12 protein-coding genes and 1 pseudogene are annotated in these 21,368 nt (G+C 64.9%); 6 read left to right on the top strand and 7 right to left on the bottom strand.

What is annotated here, in order from left to right:
• The first annotated feature begins 84 nt into the window (after window positions 1–84).
• From ACTJJM_RS13550 to ACTJJM_RS13525, 6 genes are all read left to right on the top strand, one after another.
• Window positions 85–1,329, top strand: a complete 1,245-nt coding sequence (locus ACTJJM_RS13550) for a DUF418 domain-containing protein (RefSeq protein WP_224328350.1) — start codon at window positions 85–87, stop codon at window positions 1,327–1,329.
• Window positions 1,330–1,332: 3 nt separating this feature from the next.
• Window positions 1,333–2,583 (top strand): NAD(P)/FAD-dependent oxidoreductase, encoded by a 1,251-nt coding sequence (locus ACTJJM_RS13545; protein ID WP_224328349.1) that lies wholly within the window; start codon window positions 1,333–1,335, stop codon window positions 2,581–2,583.
• Window positions 2,580–3,938: a glutathione-disulfide reductase gene (gene gorA / locus ACTJJM_RS13540; RefSeq protein WP_010482995.1), complete on the top strand. Its 1,359-nt coding sequence runs from the start codon at window positions 2,580–2,582 to the stop codon at window positions 3,936–3,938. Before ACTJJM_RS13545 ends, gorA begins: the two co-directional genes overlap by 4 nt.
• 159 nt (window positions 3,939–4,097) lie before the next feature.
• Window positions 4,098–5,018, top strand: a complete 921-nt coding sequence (locus ACTJJM_RS13535; RefSeq protein ID WP_029550870.1) for a DMT family transporter — start codon at window positions 4,098–4,100, stop codon at window positions 5,016–5,018.
• Window positions 5,015–5,353, top strand: coding sequence for an MGMT family protein (locus tag ACTJJM_RS13530; protein WP_224329410.1), 339 nt, complete (start codon window positions 5,015–5,017; stop codon window positions 5,351–5,353). The genes ACTJJM_RS13535 and ACTJJM_RS13530 overlap by 4 nt, the downstream gene beginning before the upstream one ends.
• A 93-nt stretch (window positions 5,354–5,446) precedes the next feature.
• Complete coding sequence (locus ACTJJM_RS13525) at window positions 5,447–6,121, top strand: rhomboid family intramembrane serine protease (RefSeq protein WP_005410509.1); 675 nt, start codon at window positions 5,447–5,449, stop codon at window positions 6,119–6,121.
• Between the two features lie 99 nt (window positions 6,122–6,220).
• Here the strand turns inward: ACTJJM_RS13525 and ACTJJM_RS13520 are convergent, their stop codons facing one another.
• From ACTJJM_RS13520 to ACTJJM_RS13490, 7 genes and pseudogenes are all read right to left on the bottom strand, one after another.
• A complete protein-coding gene (locus tag ACTJJM_RS13520) occupies window positions 6,221–7,804 on the bottom strand; it encodes a phytoene desaturase family protein (protein ID WP_049454970.1) in 1,584 nt (527 codons plus the stop codon).
• 76 nt (window positions 7,805–7,880) lie between these two features.
• Window positions 7,881–8,375 (bottom strand): VOC family protein, encoded by a 495-nt coding sequence (locus tag ACTJJM_RS13515; RefSeq protein ID WP_010483004.1) that lies wholly within the window; start codon window positions 8,373–8,375, stop codon window positions 7,881–7,883.
• Window positions 8,376–8,498: 123 nt separating this feature from the next.
• Window positions 8,499–10,505: a M13 family metallopeptidase gene (locus tag ACTJJM_RS13510; protein WP_010483006.1), complete on the bottom strand. Its 2,007-nt coding sequence runs from the start codon at window positions 10,503–10,505 to the stop codon at window positions 8,499–8,501.
• A gap of 222 nt (window positions 10,506–10,727) precedes the next feature.
• Complete coding sequence (locus ACTJJM_RS13505) at window positions 10,728–12,830, bottom strand: M13 family metallopeptidase (RefSeq protein WP_019338610.1); 2,103 nt, start codon at window positions 12,828–12,830, stop codon at window positions 10,728–10,730.
• Window positions 12,831–13,020: 190 nt separating this feature from the next.
• Window positions 13,021–15,888, bottom strand: coding sequence for a TonB-dependent receptor domain-containing protein (locus ACTJJM_RS13500; protein WP_049454966.1), 2,868 nt, complete (start codon window positions 15,886–15,888; stop codon window positions 13,021–13,023).
• A gap of 187 nt (window positions 15,889–16,075) precedes the next feature.
• Window positions 16,076–18,103, bottom strand: a complete 2,028-nt coding sequence (locus ACTJJM_RS13495; RefSeq protein ID WP_440865761.1) for an alpha/beta hydrolase family protein — start codon at window positions 18,101–18,103, stop codon at window positions 16,076–16,078.
• Between the two features lie 167 nt (window positions 18,104–18,270).
• Window positions 18,271–21,078 (bottom strand): annotated as a pseudogene (locus tag ACTJJM_RS13490) (TonB-dependent receptor domain-containing protein).
• Between the last annotated feature and the right edge of the window lie 290 nt (window positions 21,079–21,368).

Below are 21,368 nucleotides of genomic sequence, written 5' to 3'. Positions count from 1 at the left end.
GATGGCAGCAACGGCCCGCTTCGGCGGGCCGTTGCGTTTCTGGAACACGACGCGGCCATCCATGGCGTGTGGGCCGACGGCATAATGGCGGACCTGCCTGACGGATGCCCCGTGAACGCCGCTTCTCCTTCCCTGCAGCCGATGGCTTCCGGCGAACGCATCGCCATACTGGACGTGCTGCGCGGTGCGGCGTTGCTGGGCATCCTGCTGATGAACATCGAGGCCTTCAGCGGACCGCTGGACCTGGCTTTCACTGGCATCGACGTGCACTGGCAGGGCATCGACTACTGGGCCGATGCCTTTGTGTACGTGTTCGTGCAGGGCAAGTTCTTCACCCTGTTCTCGCTGCTGTTCGGCGCCGGCTTCGCGGTGATGGCGCAGCGCGCCGAGGCCGCCGGGCGCGACTTCACCCCGTTCTACCTGCGCCGCAGCGCTGGCCTGTTGCTGATCGGCCTGTGCCACGCGCTGCTGGTCTGGTCCGGCGACATCCTGGTGATGTACGCGCTGGTCTCGTTGCCGCTGCTGGCCTGCCGCCAGGCGCCGCGCAGCTGGCTGCCGTGGATGGGCGTGACGGTGTACCTCGGCGGTATAGCGATGATGCTGCTGGTGGGCGCGATGGTGTCGATGGCTTCGACGGAAGACGTACAGAAGATGCTCGCCGACGCGCAGCAGAGCATCGAGCTGCAGCGCCTGGTGTACGGGCACGGCAGCTGGATGCAGGCCAATGCGCAGCGGCTGAGCGAGTTCGGCACGTCGATGGGCGCGCTGCTGATCACCGGCCCGGAGGTGCTGGGCATGTTCCTGATCGGCAGCTGGTTTGCCGGCAGTGGCGCGCTGGCGGCGCCGGAGCGCTTCCCGCGCCTGTACGCGACGCTGCGCTGGATTGCGTTGCCGTTGGGCCTGCTGGTCACGTTGATCGGTGTTGCCTGGAAACCCTACCTGGCACCGGGTGCCTACAATCTGCCGGTGACAACCGCAATGGCACTGGTGACGATCGGTGGCCTGCCGATGTGCCTGGGCTACCTGGCGTGGATCGTGCATTGGCGTGCGCGGTTGGCCTGGCTGGCACCGGTCGGGCGCATGGCGTTGACCCACTACCTGGGCCAGTCGCTGCTGTGCACCTGGTTGTTCTACCACTACGGCCTGGGCGCGTTCGAAATGATGCCACGCAGCGTGCAGCTGCTGTTCGCACTGCTGTTGTTTGCCGTGCAGGTGGCCCTTTCACACGTCTGGTTGCGCCGCTTCCGCTTTGGCCCGATGGAATGGTTGTGGCGCGCGATGACCTACCGGCAGTGGCCGCCGATGCGGCGCGAGGCCGGGCAGGGCTGATCGATGCAGGGCGCGCGCGAGGATGTGATCGTGGTGGGCGCCGGTGCCATCGGCCTGGCCACCGCGCTTGCGCTGTGCGCGAACGGCCGGCAGGTCCGTATGATCGAGCGGGGACGCGTGGGTGCGGCGACTTCGCATGGCAACTGCGGCACCATCACCCCCAGCCACGCGCCACCGCTGGCAGCGCCTGGTGTGCCGTTACGGGCGCTGCGCTGGATGCTCGATCCGCGTGCGCCGCTGTACGTCCGTACACGCCTGGACCCTGCATTGTGGCGCTGGCTGCTGCAGTTCGGGGCGCGCTGCAACGCGCGTGACTGGCTGCACTCCACGCGGGCACGCGGCGCACTGTTGAATGATTCACGGCTGCGCCTGGCGCAGTGGGTGCGGACGCATGCGCTGGACTGCGAGTTCGAGGCGCGCGGTCTGGACTATGTGTTCGGTGACGCCCGCAATTTCGATCACCATGCAGCCGAGTGTGAGGCGCTGAACGCGCAGGGCATCGCCACGGTGCGCATCGATGGGGCCGACTACGCGCGCGACAATCCAGCGTTCCATGATCGCCTTGCCGGTGCGATCCACTTCCCCGGCGATGCGCAGCTGCGTCCGGACCGCTACACCGCCGAACTGGCGCGCGTGCTGCGCGCACAGGGCGTGGTGATCGAAGAGCACTCGGACATGCGGGATTTCAGCACCGACGCGCAGGGTGTGCGCGTGCACGTCGGCGAACGCACGCTGCACGCACGCGAGCTGGTGCTGGCGACCGGGCCGTGGTCACCGCGCTGGGCACGGCAACTGGATATGCGCGTGCCGATCCAGCCCGGCAAGGGCTATTCGCTGACCTGGTCGCGACCGGCGCAGGTGCCGCAGCGCCCAGTCGTGCTGAAGGACCATTCCGTGTTCGTGATTGCCTGGCGTGAAGCACTGCGACTGGGCGGCACCATGGAATTCGCCGGTGCCGACCCGCAGCTGCGCACGACCCGCCTGCAGACCCTGCAGCACGCTGCCGACCACTACCTGCGCGCGCCGCGTGGTGCGCAGCTGCAGGAGCAGTGGTGCGGTTGGCGTCCCATGAGCGTGGACGATGTGCCGTTGATCGGCCGCGCGCCCGCACATCCTCACGTCTGGCTTGCAGCGGGGCATGGCATGCTCGGCATCAGCATGAGCGCCGGCACCGGCCAGCTGATCGCCGATCTCGTCTGCGGCCGCACGCCGGCGATCGATCCTGCCCCTTACCGACCCGAGCGATTCCGATGAGCACTGCACCCTATGATTACGACCTGATCGTCCTTGGCGGCGGTTCCGCCGGCCTGGCTGGCGCGATCCGCGCCGCGCAGCACGGCAAGCGCGTGGCGATGCTGGAGCCTGGCGAACTGGGCGGAACCTGCGTCAATGTCGGCTGCGTGCCGAAGAAGGCCATGTGGCTGGCGGCCGACCTGCACGAGCGCATCGGCCTGGCCAGTGCGATGGGCTTCGATGTCGAAGCGCGCCCGGCGCTGTCGTGGAAGGAACTGGTGATCCATCGCCAGGCCTATATCAGCAACATCCACACCAGCTACCACAAGCGCCTGGACGAAACCGGCGTGGTGCGCATTCCGGCGCGTGGTCATCTGCTCGATGCCCACACCGTGGCCTGCAGCGATGGCGTGCGCTACAGCGCCGAGCACATCCTGATCGCCACCGGCGCGCACCCGCTGCGGCCCGACATTCCCGGCGCCGAACTGGGCCTGGTCTCCGATGATTTCTTCGATCTGCGCGCGGCACCGGCCGAGGTGGCGATCATCGGTGGCGGTTACATTGCGGTGGAGCTGGCCGGCCTGCTGCAGGCACTGGGCAGCAAGGTCAGCCTGCTGGTGCGCGGCCAGCGGCTGCTGGATCGCTTCGACTACGAGCTGACCGATCAGCTGGCCGAGAACCTGAAGCAGCAGGGCGTGCGCATCCATTTCGGCTATCGCCTGCGCGAACTGCAGCGCGATGGCGAGCGTGTGCGTGCATTCGGCCATGATGGTCCGCTCGACAGCGTATTCGATGCGGTGTTCTTCGCCACCGGCCGTCGCGGCAACAGTCGCGACCTGGGCCTGGAAGCGCTGGGCATCGGCATCGGTGAGCACCAGCAGGTGGAGGTGGACGAATGGCAGACCACCAGCGTGCCGAACGTGCATGCGGTGGGTGACATCGCAGGCAAGGTTGGCCTGACCCCGGTGGCGGTGGCTGCATCGCGGCGCCTGATGGATCGCCTGTTCGGCGGCCGCCCGCAGTCGAAGATGGACTATGAGAACGTCGCCAGCGTGGTGTTCTCGCATCCACCGCTGGGCGCGGTGGGCATGAGCGAAGAAGAGGCGCGCGCCCGTTTCGATCAGGTGAGCGTGTATCACAGCCGTTTCCGCCCGATGCTGCAGGCGCTGGCCAACGGCACCCAGCGCAGCCTGTTCAAGATGGTCTGCGTGGGCCCGGAAGAGCGGGTGGTGGGTATCCATCTGCTGGGCGAAGCAGCCGACGAGATCCTGCAGGGCTTCGCGGTGGCGGTGAAGATGGGGGCGACCAAGGCCCAGTTCGACGACACCGTGGCGATCCACCCGACCTCGGCCGAGGAAGTGGTGCTGATGCGCTGACCTGGGCGGTTGTAGAGCCGAGCCTATGCTCGGCTGCATTCCGTGCAGACATGGTGCAGCCGAGCGCAGGCTCTACAGGGCACCTGGCGCCCCCATGCGATACTGGGCGCCCCCCCCAATGCGTTTCCGGGCCGCCCTATGCGGCCCGCCGTCGTCCTGATGTCCAGCCCCGCTTCCCGTATCGCCACCGCTTCCCCGCGCATCGCGCTGGGGGGTATCGGCCTGGCCGCGATCGGCGCCATCGCCGCCTCCGGCAAGGCCATCATCGTCAAGCTCGGCCTGCGCCACGGCGTCGATGCCACCACGCTGCTCGCCCTGCGCATGCTGATGGCGCTGCCGCTGTTCGTGCTGATGGCACTGTGGGCTGCGCGCCGGGCAGAGCCGCTGTCCTGGGCCGACCGCGCCCGCGTGCTGTGGCTGGGCTTCACCGGCTACTACCTGTCCAGCCTGCTCGATTTCCAGGGCCTGCAGTACATCAGCGTGACCCTGGAGCGGCTGATTCTTTACTTGAACCCGACCCTGGTGCTGCTGATCAACGTGCTGCTGGCACGGCAGCGCCCGGGCCGCTGGCAGATCGGTGCGCTGGTGCTGAGCTATCTGGGCGTGCTGCTCGCCTTCGGCCACGATCTTCAGCGCGAGGGCGGGCAGATCATCGTCGGCAGCCTGCTGGTACTGGGCAGTGCGCTCAGCTACGCGCTGTACCTGTTCGGCAGTGGCCAGGTGGTCGCGCGCATCGGTGCGGTGCGCCTCACCGCCTACGCCAGCTGCGTGGCCAGCGTGCTGGTGCTGCTGCATTTCGCGGTGACCCATCCGCTGCCGTTGCTGTGGCAGGCACCGGCGCCGGTGCAATGGCTGTCGCTGGTCAATGCCACCGTGTGCACGGTACTGCCCGTGCTGGCGATCATGCTGGCGGTGCAGCGCGTGGGTTCGTCGCTGGCCGCGCAGGTCGGTATGCTGGGCCCTGTTTCCACCATCGTGATGAGCCTATGGCTGCTCGACGAACCGATGGGGCCGGCACAGATCGCCGGCACCGTGCTGGTGCTGATCGGCGTACTACTGGTGACCCGCCTGCGGCGCTGACGCCGGAGCAGGCGCGGGCGCGCATCCTGGCGGTGATCCGCGCGATCCCGGCGGGGCAGGTGATGGGCTATGGCCAAGTGGCGATGCGTGCCGGCCTGCCGGGGCGTGCGCGCTTGACCGCGCGCATCCTCGGCCAGAACGACGATCCCGACCTGCCCTGGCATCGCGTGCTGCGTTCGGACGGGCGCATTGCCATGGAAGAAGGGTCGGCTGGTTGGCGCGAGCAGTCACAACGGCTGCGTGCCGAAGGTGTGGTGGTGGAGAACGGCCGGGTGCGGATGCCGGCCACCGATCCGGCCGCGGCGCTGGATGCCGCCGTGTGGGGCCCGGGCTGAGCACCGCTGGCGACTGAACAGGCTGCGCCTGCCGGTCGCCAACAACACACGGTGCTGCGGCTATGATGGAGGCCGTTCCATGCCGGTGCTCCCATGTTCCCGCGACTGCCTACCGTCACCAAGGCCCTGCTGATCGCCAACGCGATCCTGTTCCTGCTGCAGCAGCCGTTCCTGCTCGGCATGCAGACCTTCGAGCCGTTCATGCTGCAACCGCTGCAGCAGGGCTTCGATGCGTTCTCGCCGGGCGGCAACTTCCAGCCGTGGCAGCTGCTGACCTATGGCTTCCTGCATGGCAGCTTCGGCCACCTGTTCTTCAACATGCTGGCGGTCTTCATGTTCGGCGCGCCGCTGGAGCAGACCTGGGGCGAAAAGCGCTTCCTGCTGTACTACCTGGTGTGCGTGGCTGGCGCCGGTGTCTGCCAGCTGCTGGTGGGTACCCTGCTGGAGAATCCGGCCACGGTGCTGGGCGCCTCCGGCGGCGTGTTCGGCCTGCTGCTGGCCTACGGCATGTTGTTCCCGAACCAGCGGGTGATGCTGCTGTTCCCGCCGATCCCGATGAAGGCACGGACCTTCGTGATCCTGTTCGGTGTGGGTGAGCTGGTGCTGGGCATGACCGGTTGGCAGCCGGGCGTGGCCCACTTCGCGCATCTGGGCGGCATGCTGTTCGGTTGGCTGCTGATCCGCTACTGGCGCGGGCAGCCGCCATTCAACAAGCGTCGCCCGCCCGGCCCGCCGAAGCGCCCGAACCATCTGCGCAGCGTCAAATGATCCGAAGGATCATTTGACGCTGTAGGTGCCAACCTTGGTTGGCACACCTTGGCCAGGATCATTTGACGCGGTAGGTGCCGACCATTGGTCGGCACGCCTTCAGAGATCCTGCAACACCACCTGCGCCGCATTGTGACCTGGCGCGCCGGTCACGCCACCACCGGGATGGGTACCCGACCCGCATAGATACAACCCGGGCAGGGCACCGCGATAGCCGGCCTGGCCAACCATGGGCCGTGCCGAGAACAACTGGTTGGCACTGAGCGCACCGTGGAAGATGTCGCCCCCGATCAGCCCGAACGTGCGCTCCAGATCCAGCGGTGACAGGACCTGGCGGCCCAGCACGCTGTCAGCGAAACCCGGTGCATACCGCTCAACGGTGGCGATCATCAGATCGGCCACTGCTTCACGACGATCATCCCAGTGACGCCCGTCGGGCAGCACCGGCGCCACGTGCTGGCAGAACAGGCTGGCGACGTGCTGCCCCGCTGGCGCCAGTGAGTCATCCAGTGTGCTGGGAATCAGCATCTCCACGATCGGTTCGCGCGACCAGCCGTCGCGCCGCGCATCCAGCCACGCGCGATCCATGTAGTCCAGGCTGGGGGCCAGGATGATGCCCGCGCTCAGGTGCGGGCCGGGGCCGGGCAGGGCGCGGAAGTCCGGCAGCCGCGACAGCGCCACGTTCATCCGGAAGGTGCCCGAGCCACAGCGCCACTGCGCCATGCGCTCGCGTGTGGCAGCCGGTACCTGCGCCGGCTCCAGCAGCTGTTCGTACAGCAGCTTCGGATTGACGTTGGCGACCACCGCGCGTGCACGCAGGGTTTCGCCGTTGGCCAGTTCCACCCCCACGGCGCGGCCCTGTTCGGTCAGTACCCGTTGCACGCCGGCATCCACGCGCAGTTCCGCACCGGCCTCGCGTGCAGCGGCGGCGATGGCCTGGCTGATCGCGCCCATGCCACCGATCGCATGGCCCCACGCACCTTTCACGCCATTGCACTGGCCGAACACGTGATGCAGCAACACGTAGGCACTGCCCGGCGTGTACGGACTGGCGTAGTTGCCGACGATGCCATCGAAGCCGAACAGCGCCTTGATCGGCTCGCTCTCGAACCAGCGGTCCAGGTACTCCGCCGCCGACAGCGTGAACAGGTCCAGCAGCTCCTGCCGCAGTGGTGCATCCAACGCCGCCAGTTCGCGGCCGAGCTTTCCCATCTGCCACAGTGCGGGTAGTGCGCGCCAACCACCCGCCACGCCCAGGTCCGGTGGTGTACGCAGGGCCCACGCACGCAGCACGTCGGCGAAAATCTCCAGTCGCGCTTCATATGCGGGCAGGCGCTGTGCATCCCGCTCGGAAAATTTCGCCACCTCGGCTTGGGTGCGGCCGGGCGCCGACAACAGGTGGCGGCCGTCCGGCAATGGCAGGAAGTTGTTGACGGGGCGCGCGACGATGCGCAGCCCATGCGCATGCAGCTGCAGGTCGTCGATCACCTTCGGCTGCAGCAATGACACCGTGTACGACGCCACCGAGTTGCGGAAGCCGGGATGGAACTCCTCGGTGACCGCGGCGCCGCCGAGCACACCACGCCGTTCGAGCACCAGCACCTGCTTGCCGGCGCGTGCCAGATAGGCTGCACAGACCAACCCGTTGTGGCCACCGCCGATGATGATTGCATCCCAGGACATCAGCACCTCGGGAAAAGGGGACGGAGGGAATCAAGTCGCAATTCGCATGGGGTCACCGGCAATGGGGAAAAACGACTTAATCCCCTCCGTCCCCTTTTTTGATCGCTGCTTCGATGGTGGCGATGTCGATCTTCTTCATCGGCATCATCGCGTTGAAGGCGCGCTTGGCCAGTGCCTTGTCCTGGCTGGTCACCGCTTCGATCAACATGCGCGGGCTGATCTGCCAGGAGATGCCCCAGCGGTCCTTGCACCAGCCGCATTGGCTCTCCTGGCCGCCATTGCCCACGATCGCGTTCCACAGGCGGTCGGTCTCGGCCTGGTCCTCGGTCTGGATCTGGAAGGAGAAGGCTTCGTTGTGCTTGAACGCGGTGCCGCCGTTGAGGCCGACGCAGGGGATGCCGCAGACGGTGAATTCGACGGTCAGAACGTTGCCTTCCTTGCCGTCGGGATAGTCGCCCGGTGCGTGATGTACGGCAATTACTGCGCTGTCGGGCAGGATACTGGCGTAGAAGGTGGCGGCCTCGAGCGCGCCGTTGTCATACCAGACACAGATGGTGTTCTTGTGTGCCATGTCGGGGCTCCGCGATGGACGAAGCCGCAGCGATAGCATGCCGGGTGTTAACCCGGGATCGTGCTGCACCCGCAAAAAAGGGCGCCCGAAGGCGCCCTCTGCATCATCCGTGTGGCAGCAGGTTCAGCGCCAGACCTTGATCTGTTCCGCTTCGCTGCGCTGCATCGGCTGGCCGGCCTTGCAGCTGAAAGTAGCACCGAAGGCCGGCAGGTTGGCCAGCGTGCCGTTGCTGCGCCACAGGCCCGGTGCACGGATGTCGGCGGTCAGGCGGCGCACGGCCTCGTTCGGCGCCAGCTGCTGCGCCCACAGCGCAGACCAGGCGCGGAAGAAGCCCTGCTGCTGGGCCTGCTTGGCCTTCGGCTCCTGCGCGACATACGCCGCCCAGGCCAGTTCCAGGCCAGCGATGTCGGCCAGGTTCTCTTCCTGGGTGAGCGTGCCGTTGACCTTGGCACCCTTCACGCCCGGGAAGTCGTAGGCGCTGTACTGCGCGGCCACGCGGCTGCCGAGCAGGGTCCAAGCGGTCTTGTCGGCCGGGGTCCACCAGCTGCGCAGCTCGCCCTTGGCGTCGACCAGCGCGCCCTTGGCATCGATCGCGCGGGTCAGCTCATGGCCGACCAGGCCACCGAAGCTGCCGAACTTGTCGGCAGCATCGGCCTTGGCGTTGAACACCGGGCCCTGCAGGATCGCGGCGGTGACGATCAGGCGGTTCTGCGCCAGGTCGTAGGCCAGCGACGGCTGCTGCGGCAGCACGTCCCAGCGACGGTCGGCGTTGCCCTTGCCGATGCGCTTCATTTCTTCGCGATGGCGCCAGGTCGAAGCAATCAGCATGTTGCCGCCGAACGAGCCGCGGCCCATCGGCTGCACGCTGTAGTCGAGGTCGCGCAGCGGGGTGCCGATCTCGATCTTCAGCGCGGCCAGCTTGGCCTGCGCTTCGGTCTTGGCTTCGGCGCTCATCCAGCTGCTGTTCTTGACCGCCTCGATCTGCACTTCGCGCACCTTGTCGACGATCCACGCCGCCTGGCGGCGATCTTCGGCGGACAGGTAACGGGCAGCGTACTCGCGACCGACCATCGGGCCGGCGGCCACGTTGATCGCCTCCAGCACATCTTCCCAGCGCTGCGGCGGCAGGGTTTCGCCACGCAGCACGCGGCCGCGGAATTCGAACTCGGCGTCGCGATAGGCCTTGGACAGGTACGGTGCCATCGAGTCGCCCACGCGCCAGCGCAGGTAGGCCTTCCACTGGTCCGGCTTGAGCTTGGTGACCATGCCGTCGAGCTGCTTGAACAGGCCCGGGTCGGCCAGCGAGACCAGGTCGTCATCCACGCCCTGTGCCTTCAGGAAGGCATCCAGCTGCAGGTTGCGGTAGCGGCTGTTGAGCTCCTTGGTGGAGATCGGCGCGTAGTTGTTGAACGGGTTGTTGATGCCTGCCAGCGACTGCGCATTGCGTGCCAGCTCGGTTTCCAGCGCGATCACCGCCTGCGACTCGGCATCCAGCTTGGCAGCCGGGGTGCCGGTCAGCGCCAGGATCTGCTTGACGTAGTTGCGGTAGCGGCCCATCAGCGCCACGGTGTCGGCGTCGCTGCGGGTATAGAACGCCGGGTCCGGCAGGCCCATGCCGCCCTGCATGAAGTAGCCGATGTGGCGGTCCAGCGCCTTCAGGTCCACGTCCGGGCCGAAGTTGAATGCCACCGGGATGCCGACCTGGTGCAGTGCGGCGATCGAGGCCGGCACATCCTTGGCCTTCTTGATGGCATTGATGCGGGTCAGCAGCGGGGCGATCGGGTTGGAGCCGTCTGCTTCCACGGCGGCTTCGTCCAGGCCGCTGGCCCAGAAGTCACCCAGCAGTTTCTGCACGTTGCCCTGCGGCGCCTTCATCGCGGCGTCGAGCAGTTCACGCTGCTGCTGGCGGCTGCGGTCGACAAGCTGGCCCAGCGCGGTGGTGGCGCCGGTCTGCGGCACCGGGTTGGCCTTCAGCCAGCCTGCATTGGTGGCGTCATAGAAGTCGCTGCACTGGGCACTGACAGCCGGGGCACGCGCGGCCTTTTTCTTGGCAGCGAACGCGTCGTGGGTCGGGACCAGGGTCGCCAGGCTGATGCCCAGGGCGATGGCAAGCGGACGGAAGTTGGGCATGTGGAACGAATCCGTGATGGATTGAGGGCGCGCGCACTATAGCAAGCCGGGCATCGACGCGGCATGCACGCGTCGCGGTGCATTCGCCGACCAAGGTCGGCAGCTACCGGGGAGCGCCGGGATCAGTAGATCCACGCCATGCGTGGATGAAAGACACCCCAGAAAAACAAAGGCCCGGGAATTCCCGGGCCTCTGCAGGTCTGCCTTGGCGTCAGCCGTGGCTTACCAGATCACCACCTGCTGCTCACCAGTGCGGGCCATCGGCGAACCGGCCTTGCACTGGAATGCGGCGGCGAAGGTCGGCAGGTTCGACGGCGCACCCATGGCGCGGAACTGCGCCGGCGCGTGCGGGTCGGTCGCGAGGCGGACCTTGGCGTTTTCCGGGGTGTACTTGGTGCGCCACACGGTAGCCCAGTTGAAGAAGAAGCGCTGGTCACGGGTGAAGCCATCGACCTTTGCATCTTCCTTGCCGGCGGAGGCTTTCTGCAGCGCGTCGTAGGCGGTAGCCAGGCCACCCAGGTCGGCGATGTTCTCGCCCAGGGTCAGGTGGCCGTTCACGGCCTGGCCGTCGACCTTGTACTGGTCGAACTGCTTGACCAGCTTGCCGGTCAGGCCTTCGAAGTTCTTCTTGTCAGCGGCGGTCCACCAGTCTTCCATGTTGCCGGTCGGCCCGAAGCGTGCGCCCTGGTCGTCGTAACCGTGGGTCATCTCGTGGCCGATCACCGCACCGATGCCGCCGTAGTTCAGCGCGTCATCGGCCTTCGGGTCAAAGAACGGCGGCTGCAGGATGGCGGCCGGGAACACGATCTCGTTCTGCAGCGGGTTGTAGTAGGCGTTGACCGTCTGCGGGGTCATGCCCCACTCGGTCTTGTCCACCGGCTTGCCGATCTTGGACAGGTTGAACTTGTAGTTGAACTCGCTGGCAGCGCGCACATTGCCCAGGTAGCTGTCGCGCTGGGTCTGCAGGCCCGCCCAGTCACGCCACTTGTCCGGGTAACCGATCTTCGGGGTGAAGGTTTCCCACTTGGCGATGGCCTTGGCCTTGGTTTCATCGCTCATCCAGCTCAGGCCCTGGATGCGTTCCTTCAGCGAGGCGGCCAGGTTCTTCACCAGCTCTTCCATCTTCGCCTTGGCTTCCGGCGAGAAGGCAACCTTCACGTACAGCTGGCCGAAGGCTTCGCCGGCATCGTTCTCGATGGTGCCCAGCACGCGCTTCCAGCGCGGCTTCTGTTCCTTCTGGCCGTTGAGGGTCTTGCCGTAGAACTCGTAGTTCTCCTGCACGAAGGCGTCGGCCAGATACGGCGAGGCGCTGTCCACGGTGTGGAAGCGCAGGTAGGCACGCCACACCGACGGATCTGTGTCGCCCAGTGCCTTGCTCACTTCCTCATGGAAGGCCGGCATCGCCAGCGAGAACTTCTCCGGTGCGGCCACGCCCTGCGACTTGAAGAACTCGGTCCAGCTGAAGTTCGGGGTCAGCTTGTCGGCGTCGGCCAGGGTGACCGGGTTGTAGTACAGCTCGACGTTGCGTGACAGCTCGACGCGCGACTTGGAGGCCTTGGCCAGGCGGGTCTCGAACTTGACCACGTCCTCGGCCTGCTTGGCAGCGTCGGCAGCGGCGACGCCGGACAGCTCCAGCACCTTGGCGACGTGCGCCTGGTAGGCCTTCAGCTTGTCGGCGTTCTTGGCATCGGTGTAGTAGGTGCTGTCCGGCAGGCCGAGGCCGCCCTGGCTGGCGTAGGCCAGGTTGACGGCCGAGTTCTTGAAGTCGGCTTCGGCGCCGAAGCCAAACAGGACGTTGTCACCCTTGGCCGCGCTGCTGCGCAGGTAGTCGGCGATGGCCGCCTTGTCCTGCAGGCCGTCGATCGCCGTCAGGTCGGCCTTCAGCGGCTCGATGCCCTGGGCATTGATCTTGGCCTCGTCCATGCCGGTGGCCCACAGGTCGCCGACGATCTTCTCGATGTGGTTCGGGTTCTTGACCTGCGCGACCTGTTCAGCCAGCTGGTGCTGCACGGCCACCGAACGCTCGTCGAGGATGGTGAACGCGCCCCAGCTGGTGCGGTCGCCCGGAATTTCATTGGCGGCCAGCCACTTGCTGTTGACGTAGTCGCCGAAGGCGCCGCAGGCGTCCTTGCTGGTATCCAGATCGCTGGGCTGGAAGGCGTTGTAGGCCGGCAGCTTGCTCTCGTCCAGGGTGTACTGGGTGGCTTCGGCCGCAGCCGGCGTGGAGGCGGTGGCGTCCTTGGCCGGGGTTTCGTTCTTGCCGCAGCCGACCAGCGCGGCCGAAACGGCCAGGGTCAGCAGCACGATCTTGGGAGTACGGGTCACTTTGATGGCCTCCAGGCCGAGTGAGTCAGGGAAGGGCCGCGGGGACGGCCGTGGGCCGAACAATACGCCGCCGGCCTGCCCTGCAAGGGTGTCGAAGGTCATGGCCGGGCGCAAGGGGGCCGTTTCGTGGCCCGGAAAAGACAGACCCGGCAAAAGCCGGGTCTGTCGGGGTACTGCGATCAGGCGTGGATCAGAACTTGTACTTCAGACGCACGAACGGGGTGCGGCCGTACAGGTCGTACTGGGTCGCGAATGCCGCAATGTTGCCGTAGCGGGCATCGCTGACGCCGGTGGAGATCAGCGGCGGGGTCTTGTTGAAGATGTTGCTGACACCCACCAGGATTTCCCAGTCGGCCTGCGAGTAGCTGACCGATGCGGTGTGGTAAGTACGCGAATCGACCACGATGTCACGGTAGGAGTTCGCACGGCCCTGGTAGATGAAGACCGGATCCAGGTCGATGTCCTTGGTCTTGTGGATGTAGGTGGTCAGCCAGTTGAAGGTCCAGTCTCCACGGGTCAGGCTGAGTGCCAGGTTGCCCACAACCTTCGGACGCCCGATGTCACCGAGAAGCTCATTGGACGAAAGGCCACTTTCTTCAGCGCTGGAGAAGACCTGCTGGGTATCCTCGATGGTGTAAGTGACCTGGGTTTCGGCAGAGAACTTGCCGAACGAGAAGTCGTGGTCGAAGTTCGCAGTCAGGTCGTAGCCGCGAGTGCGCTGCTTGTTGATGTTGACGTACTGGTTGTACACATCAGTGATGTTCCAAGCCTCGTCGCCGGTACCGGGGTTGCGGACCAGCAGGCCGCAGAAGGCGTTCGGATACACCGCAGCGCCATAGCAACCCTTGACGATGTCAGCCGTGGTGATCTGGCCGATCTCGTTCTTCACCTGATAATCGAAGTAATCGATTGCCACACTCAGATTGGCAAAAGTGGGGGTGAAAACGATACCTGCGGTCTTGGCACGGGAGGTTTCCGGAATCAGCTGGCCTGCACCGCCGCCCGAATACACAGTTGCACTGCTGCCGGCGCCTGCGTAGTCGGCAGGAATGCCTGCCGCGGCACAGTTGCGCTGGTAGTTGGTGTTGGAGCTCTCACCCCAGCGGATGCAGGGGTCGATGCCGGTCTGTCCCAGGAAACCGGTCTGGTTGCCCAGATAGAGCTCATACAGGCCCGGAGCACGGTAGGAGGTGCCGATCGAGCCGCGCAGCCGCAGCGACGGAATGACCTGCCAGTTGAGGCCCACCTTCCAGACCTCGTCGGTGCCATCCACCGAGTCGTACTGGAATGCGCGGCCGGACGCGTTCAGGCTCAGCGACTCGATCGCCGGCAGGCCCTTCAGCAGCGGGACATCGAATTCAACAAATGCTTCCTTGACCCTATCGTCGCCCTTGGTGACATTGGCCGAGCTCGAGCCCCAAAGGTCCTGTGCCTTTGACAGTTCACCCGGCTGATCATCGATCGAGTAGTAGCGGTACTCCAAGCCCGCGGCTACGCCCACAGCACCTGCCGGCAGCTCGAACAGGTCGCCGCTGACGACGGCATTGATCGTGGCCTGCTTGTAGATCGTCTTACCCCAATCCCACTGTCCCAGCAGATTACTGAGTTCATCGACTTTGGCCCCGCTCAGGTAGCCCGGATCGAGGTAGTTCAGTGTCGGCGCGTTGTCAGTGTAGTCAACGTCGCCGGTCTTGGAGGCCTGGATGCCAAAGTTGCCGTATTTGCCCTTGGAGTGGCTGAAGTTGGCATTGACTTCCCATGCCCAAGTGTCAGTGCCCTTGAACAGACCATCGAGCTTGGTGGCGCCGTAGAAGTAGTCGACCGTGACGTCCTGCTGTGACTTGAACGGCATGATCGGACGGATGACGCCGGTGAAGCCTGAACCTGCCGGTGCTTGGATCCGCGGGAAGAACTGGCGCCAGCGGAAGGATTCGGTCTCGCGACGGTTGAACAGCCACTGGGTCTTCCAGTTGACGGAGTCGAAGGCGAAATCGGTGGCTACGAAGACGCTCTTGCGCTCCTGCTGGTTGATGATCTGCTCTTCACCAAAGCGTGCGAAGTTCAGCGGCTCATCATAGTAGGCCTGGCCGCCGCCTGCGTAGGTACGGGTGGTACGCGGGCGATAGCCGGGCAGTGGGCCGATGGTGTTGCCTTCCGGTGAAGGAACATAACGGATGGCACCTACGTCGACGACGTTATGCAGCAGGTTGTTGCAGTTTGCCAGGTTGGTGCCGGCAGTGATCGAGCGATCCTGACGGTCGATGCGGTTGCCATCGGCATCCTTGACCAGATCATTGCTGCAGTTCAGGTAGTCACGGTCGTTGCGGTTCAGTTCGTAGTGCTTGTACCACTCTGCCGCAGCCACGATGCTGCCTTTCTCGAAGTTCCAGCCGTTGGCCAGCGAGGCAGCGAACACTTCGCCGCCGCCTTCGGTCGGCACGCGACCGGTGACGGTCAGCTCCGGGCGCTCGATGTTCTTCTTGGTGATCAGGTTGACCACACCGGCCACGGCGTCGGAACCATAGATGGAGGACGAACCGTCCTTCACGATCTCGGCACGCTGCAGGATGGCGGTGGGAATGACGTTCAGGTCGAAGGCGCCGACAGCACCACGGGTACCGGCCGGGCCGGGGCGCTGGCCATCGAGCAGCACCAGGGTGCGGTTGGCGCCCAGGCCACGCAGCGAAACCGTCTGCACACCGGTACCGCCGTCCACGACGAAGCCGCCGAACTGGTGGGTGATCTGGGTTTCGGCCGAACCGATGGCCGACTTCTGCAGGAACTCGGCCACGTTGACCTGGCCCTGCTTGGCATTGGTTTCGGCGTTGATGGTGAACACCGGCGAGGTGGTCTCGTAGTCCGCGCGGCGGATCAGGGAGCCGGTGACAGTAATCTTGTCAAGATCCGTCGCGCGCTGGGATGACGAGGAGGTGCTTGACGCCTTTGCTTCCTGCTGGGTGGATTCCTGGGCCAGAGCCGGTGCGACCTGCAGGCAGGCCAGCACAGCAAGAGTCAACGGGACGCGGCTTGGCTTGGTTTGGCGGTTGGCGGTGCGCATTTCGTTTTGATCCCCACTTGTTATGCTTCGGTTAATGGAGTGTATGTGTCGCGTAAAGTAAATGCAACATGAATGATAGGGATCCTTAACTTGTTGTTAGTAAGGGGAAATTCAGGGGTTCACGCATGAAAAAGCCCCTGCCGCGCGGGCAGGGGCTTGGAGGGAGATGCTGGATGCGGGGGAGAGATCAGAGGCCGCCGGGGCCGCAATCCTTGCTCAGGTAGTCGGCCATGAGCGTCAATGTCGTCCGGAAGTGCACGGGGTACCAGGGCATGCTGTGCGGCATGTCGGGGATCAGCTCGAACCGGGCCGGCACCTTGCCCTGTACGCCGTTGTAGAAGTTCCTTGCATGGAAGGACGGCGTGCGTACGTCACGGTCGCCGACAAACGTCAGCAGAGGAATCGTGGCCTTCGCGGTGTTCTGCATCGGGTCCATGCCCTTCACCGTGCGCCCCTGCAGGATGCGTTGCAGGCGGTTCTGGCTCCAGGAGGTGCCCAGCCGGCCAAGATCGGTGACCGGGGCACCAGCGATGGCGCACTGATAGGGCGATGGGCTCCGGACCGTTGCAGCGGCAGCCGCGAAACCGCCATAGGAATAGCCGAAGATCGCGATGCGGTCCTTGGCGGCGATGCCTTGCGAGACCAGCCAGGCAGCGCCGTCGTCCTTGTCGTCCTGCATCTTCTGGCCCCACTCGGCGTCACCTGCCAGCCAGAGCTTGCGGCCAAGGCCAGAGCTGCCGCGGTACTGCGGGCGCAACACGGCATAGCCTCGCGAAGTGAAGAACGGTACCCAGCCTGATGCATCCCAGCCGGTGTAGTCGCGCGCCCACGGCCCGCCGTGCGGATGCACGAGTGCCGGCAGCGGGCCGTCGCCCTGCTTCCAGCCCGGCGGGAGGTCCAGAATCGCCGGAATCTGCAGGCCATCGCGTGCGGTGTAGGTCACCCAGCGTTGTTCGCCAATCTGCTTGCTGTCCACCCAGGGCCGCTCATTGCCGAGCGGCACGACATCCTTGCGATCGGCCAGGATGAAGTAGCTCTTCGGGTTGCGGTTGCTCTCCGTGGTGAACAGGACGCGCGAAAGGTCGTCGTTGTAACCGGTGATGTAGACGCTCAGGCCGGGATAGGCTTTCTGCAGGCCCTCCTGCAGGGCTTTCATCTGCGGATCCACGTACACGGCCTGCCGCTGGGGGCCGTCTATATAGAAGCCGAGGACCTGGTTGAAGTTGCTCTTGCGCGTGCCCAGGATCAGTGAACTGATCGAGAAGGATGGATGGGCGGCCAAGGGCTCCTTGTCGAACTCCTTCTTGGCGGGATCGTATAGTCGCGCCTGCACCAGGTCAGAGAACTGGTCGGTCAGCACGTACAGCTTGCCGCTGTCATCGTCTATGCCGACGATTTCCACCGTATAGCGTTCGCTCAGTCGGGTGGTCAGGGGGGCGTGCACTTCGAACTGGCCGGCGCTGTTCTTGATCAGAATGCGCTGTTCGAAATCGTCGGAGCCGGCGGATTCGACCTGGGTCTGCGTCAGGACTTCACCTGTCCGGGGGTGGAACAGGCCAGGTGATGTGCGCGAGCTGCCCTTGAACAGCAGTTCGGTCTGGCCGGTGCGCAGGTTGAAGCGGTAGTAGTTGGCCTGCAGCGTGGCTTCGTTGAGCTGACTGATGATGACCCTGTCTGCATCCAGCGGCAGTCCATGGACCAGCGAGGCGGTACCCGCAAGTTCGAGGCAGCGAAGGGTCTCGGGGCTGACCCCGAGCGTGCGGGTGTTGTTGGCGAAAGCCTCGTCGAACTTGGTCTGGGTGGCGTCGGTGAGGTAGGCCTTGGTCAGGAAGGTCTTGGTGGCTCCCGTACTGTTGCCTTCACCGCAGCCGCCGAGTTTTCCTGTCCATTCCTGGCGTCCGATGACGAGGTTGCGTCCCGCCTTCAGTGCGCTTGCCGCGATGAACTTCATCCGGTCACCGGATGGCGTGATGGCGACTGGACCGGCGCCGAGGTTGTCCAGGTTCCAGTTGGCCAGAGCGGTATCACTGTTGTTGCTACCAGGCGCGGCGACGATGGCCACCAACTGCTTGCCGTCGGCGCTCATGGTGACCGACTGGATGGTTGGGATCTTGGCTAAATCCTCGGCTGGCAGAGGGCTTGCGAGGGCAGGGGCAATGCACAGCGCCGCCAGAGCGGCGGCGCCAAGGCGGGCGGGGGTCAAGCGCAGTTCCATGGTCGGCAGGGTCCTTGTGGCGGGCACATCAACATGACCTGAAGATGAACGAAGGCGTGGGGTTAGTCAACTTGGCGTGAAAGCCCTGTGGATTTGTCCTGCCGGGGGGAGTAAGCCCAAAGAAAGACCCCGCCGGGGCGGGGTCTTCGGTGTGGCGAGGGCGGAGATCAGTTGCCGCCGAACTCGTACTTGGCCTGGACGTAGATGGCACGCCCGTAGGCGTTGTACAGGTAATTGTTGTACGGCTGGCCGCTGGTCCCGGCGAAGCTGAAGCGCTGGTTGTCCGGCATCTTGTTGAACACGTTGTTGACCATCAGCGACAGGGTCAGGTTGTCCAGCGCGCGATAGTTCACGCTCAGGTTGTAGGTGGTGTAGGACCCCCACTTGCCTGCCTTGTAGCCGGAGCTGTGGACGTAGTCGTAGCCATTGCCCACGTAGGCCATGTAGTTCGGCGTCTTGCCGATGTAGTTGGCATACAGGGTGGTGGTCCACTTGTCCTTGGCCCAGCCGACCGAACCATCGGCGCGCACCTTGGCGTAGGAGTCATATACCCACATCGCGTACGGGTCACGCAGCAGGTCCAGGAACTCATCGCCCGGCTGCGGCTGCAGTTCGCGCTTGAGCATGTCGGTGTAGTTGCCCGAGAACTGCAACGAACCGAAGCGGCCCATGTCGTGCACGTACTTGAAGCTGGCGGTCAGCGCTTCCAGGTTCTGGCGGGCGACGTTCATCTTCGGGGTGTAGATCTCGTCCAGCACGCCGGACGCATCGCGGGTGATCCAGTCGTCGACGTTCTGGCAGCTGGCCGAGGTGTTGTTGGCCTGGCCGCCACGGCAGTAGTACTCGGCCAGCAGCAGCTGGTCGGAGCTGAGCGTATCGACCTCGTTCTTGATCTTCCAGTTGTAGTAGTCCACCGACAGCGACAGGTTGTTGATCGGTGCCCACACAACACCTGCGTTCCAGACGTCGGCGGTGATCGGTTCCAGGTCCGGATTGCCGGCGCGGGTGCCGAACACCGAGACGCTGTCATACGGGCAACCGGTGGTGTTGGCCGGGTCGTAGCCCAGCTGACCGCAACGGTAGTAGTCGGTGGAGCCGTTGGCATAGTAGCCGCTGCGGCCCTGGAATGCGTCGGACAGGGTCGGCGCGCGGAAGGCAGTGCCGTACTTGCCGCGGAACAGCAGGCTCTCGATCGGGCGGAACTCGATGCCGATGCTGTAGGTGGACTTGTCGACGGTGTTGCTGCCGATCTTGAAGGCGTCGTAGCGGCCGGAGCCGGTGACTGTCAGCGTGTCATGCAGCGGCAGACGCAGCTCACCGGTCACCGCATAGTTGCTGCGGTGGCCGGCACCGGAGACCGCCGTGGTGCCCCAGACGCTGCCATCCATCAGGCCCGGATCGGGGCTGTAGTCCCAGCCTTCACTGCCACCTTCAACGACCACGGCCAGGCCGGCGTCGCCGCCCGGCAGCTTGAACAGTGAGCCGTTGGTGACCTGTGCACGGGCCAGGTTCTGCCAGGTACGGCTCTGGCTGTAGCTGTAACCGGTGAAGGTCTGGAAGTCTCCGGCAGGCAGCGGCGCGTAGAAGGCTTCCCAGTTCGGGCTGTAGATGTCGTAACCGGTGCTGGTGGTGCCCAGCACCGGGCCGAGCACGCGCTGTTCGAAGTAATCGTTGATCGGGTCATTCCAGCGCACGAAGTTGCGCTCGGTCAGCTTGTACTCGCCGCGGGTGAAGCTGAGGCTGTAGTCCCAGTTGCCGGCCGTGCCGCGGCCGCCCAGCGTTACCTGGTAGGCCTTGTTGCGGTCGGTGTTCATGATGTCGCGGTAGCCGGCGCCACCGATGTCTTCCGGGGCGAACACCCGCTGCAGGTTCATGTACTGGCCGCTGGCCTGGTCATAGAAGCGGCCCCAGCCGGACGAGGTGCCCCACCAGGTGTAGCCGGAACCCGTCGCGTACTTGACCTCTTCCAGGCTGTACAGCGCATCGCCGAACAACTGGAAGTTGTCATTCACGTCGAAGGTGGCAGAACTTTAGATCTGCGCGCTTTCCTTGCCGTTCTTGATGGTCTTGTAGCCGGTGCCATAGGTGGAGCCACATGCCTGGCCGGTGGGCCGGGTGCCGAGCACCGTGGTGCCATCGAACTGCCCGGCCACATTGGCGCACAGGTTCGGGTCCATCATCGCGTAACGGTTGTTGTTGGCCGGCAACAGCACCAGGAAATCGTTGGAGACGTACTGCGGGCTGTAGCCGTCGGGATTGTTGACCTTGGTCAGGTCGCGCTGGTAACCCCAGATCGGGCTGGTCTTCTCATACTGCACGTTGACCAGCGCGTGGAAGCGATCATCCACGCCATTGAAGCCGCGGGCGCCGCTGAGGCGGAAGCTGTTGCCGCCGCCTTCACTGTAGGCGCCACCACGTACGTTGAGGACGCCACCATCCATGCGTTCCTTGAGGATGATGTTGACCACGCCAGCGATCGCATCGGAGCCATACAGTGAGGACTGGCCGCCCGGCAGGATCTCGATGCGCTCGACGATGTCGATCGGAATGCCGCTGATGTTGTTGAACGTATCGCCGCCGTTGTACAGCGCCGGATACGAAAGCATCGGGCGGCCGTTGATGAGGTACTTGGTGTAACCCGGGCTGAGGCCGAACATGCCGGCGGCTTCGGCGCCCTGGGTGAACGAGGCCGAGGTCTGGCCGCCCTGCAGGCCACCCGTGGACAGCGAGGACTGCTGCAGGACATCGGCAACGCTGGTGAAGCCGCGGGTCTGGATGTCCTCGGCGGTCACGGTCAGGACCGGCGTGTGGTTCTCGATCTCGGTCTGCGGAATCAGCGAACCGGTGACCGTCACGCGGTCAAGCTGGGTCGGCGCATTGTTGCTTTGCGCCAGGGCCGTGCCGGAGGCGAGCAGCGTGCCGAGGAGGGCGAGGGTCAGTGGGTGGCGCGAGAGTGTGGAACGATGGCGAGACATGGAAAATCCCCGTAGTGAGATGTCTTGGCGACCGGCTTCCATGTCGGTTTAACGATCTGTTCAGTTGCATTCCATTCAGCCGGACCGTAACACGCACTTAACGCAGAGTGCACACGATCGTCATTTCGTCAATCGGGGTTTGGCCTGAAAAATGTCGGCAGATCAATGGTTAACGCCAATTGTTTTGGTGTGTTTCAAAAGATGGCGATATGAAGGTCAATCTGTCGTAGTGCATTTGCTGCTTCTGCATCAGTGCTTTACCGAAGGCTTCCTGGAACCAAAAAAAAAGG

It is taken from the genome of Stenotrophomonas sp. 22692, from assembly GCF_052045015.1.
Classification (GTDB): domain Bacteria; phylum Pseudomonadota; class Gammaproteobacteria; order Xanthomonadales; family Xanthomonadaceae; genus Stenotrophomonas; species Stenotrophomonas geniculata.
The sequence above is the reverse complement of the archived record's forward strand: the minus strand, read 5'-3'. Positions and strand labels throughout refer to the sequence as shown.

Bases quoted from the DNA above. Each gene is read 5' to 3' on its own strand.
- ACTJJM_RS13545 (WP_224328349.1), top strand. From the start codon at position 1,333: ATGCAGGGCGCGCGCGAGGATGTGATCGTGGTGGGCGCCGGTGCCATC.
- ACTJJM_RS13520 (WP_049454970.1), bottom strand. From the start codon at position 7,804: ATGTCCTGGGATGCAATCATCATCGGCGGTGGCCACAACGGGTTGGTC.
- ACTJJM_RS13495 (WP_440865761.1), bottom strand. From the start codon at position 18,103: ATGGAACTGCGCTTGACCCCCGCCCGCCTTGGCGCCGCCGCTCTGGCG.
- ACTJJM_RS13535 (WP_029550870.1), top strand. From the start codon at position 4,098: ATGTCCAGCCCCGCTTCCCGTATCGCCACCGCTTCCCCGCGCATCGCG.
- ACTJJM_RS13550 (WP_224328350.1), top strand. From the start codon at position 85: ATGGCGGACCTGCCTGACGGATGCCCCGTGAACGCCGCTTCTCCTTCC.
- ACTJJM_RS13515 (WP_010483004.1), bottom strand. From the start codon at position 8,375: ATGGCACACAAGAACACCATCTGTGTCTGGTATGACAACGGCGCGCTC.
- ACTJJM_RS13500 (WP_049454966.1), bottom strand. From the start codon at position 15,888: ATGCGCACCGCCAACCGCCAAACCAAGCCAAGCCGCGTCCCGTTGACT.
- ACTJJM_RS13525 (WP_005410509.1), top strand. From the start codon at position 5,447: ATGTTCCCGCGACTGCCTACCGTCACCAAGGCCCTGCTGATCGCCAAC.
- ACTJJM_RS13510 (WP_010483006.1), bottom strand. From the start codon at position 10,505: ATGCCCAACTTCCGTCCGCTTGCCATCGCCCTGGGCATCAGCCTGGCG.
- gorA (WP_010482995.1), top strand. From the start codon at position 2,580: ATGAGCACTGCACCCTATGATTACGACCTGATCGTCCTTGGCGGCGGT.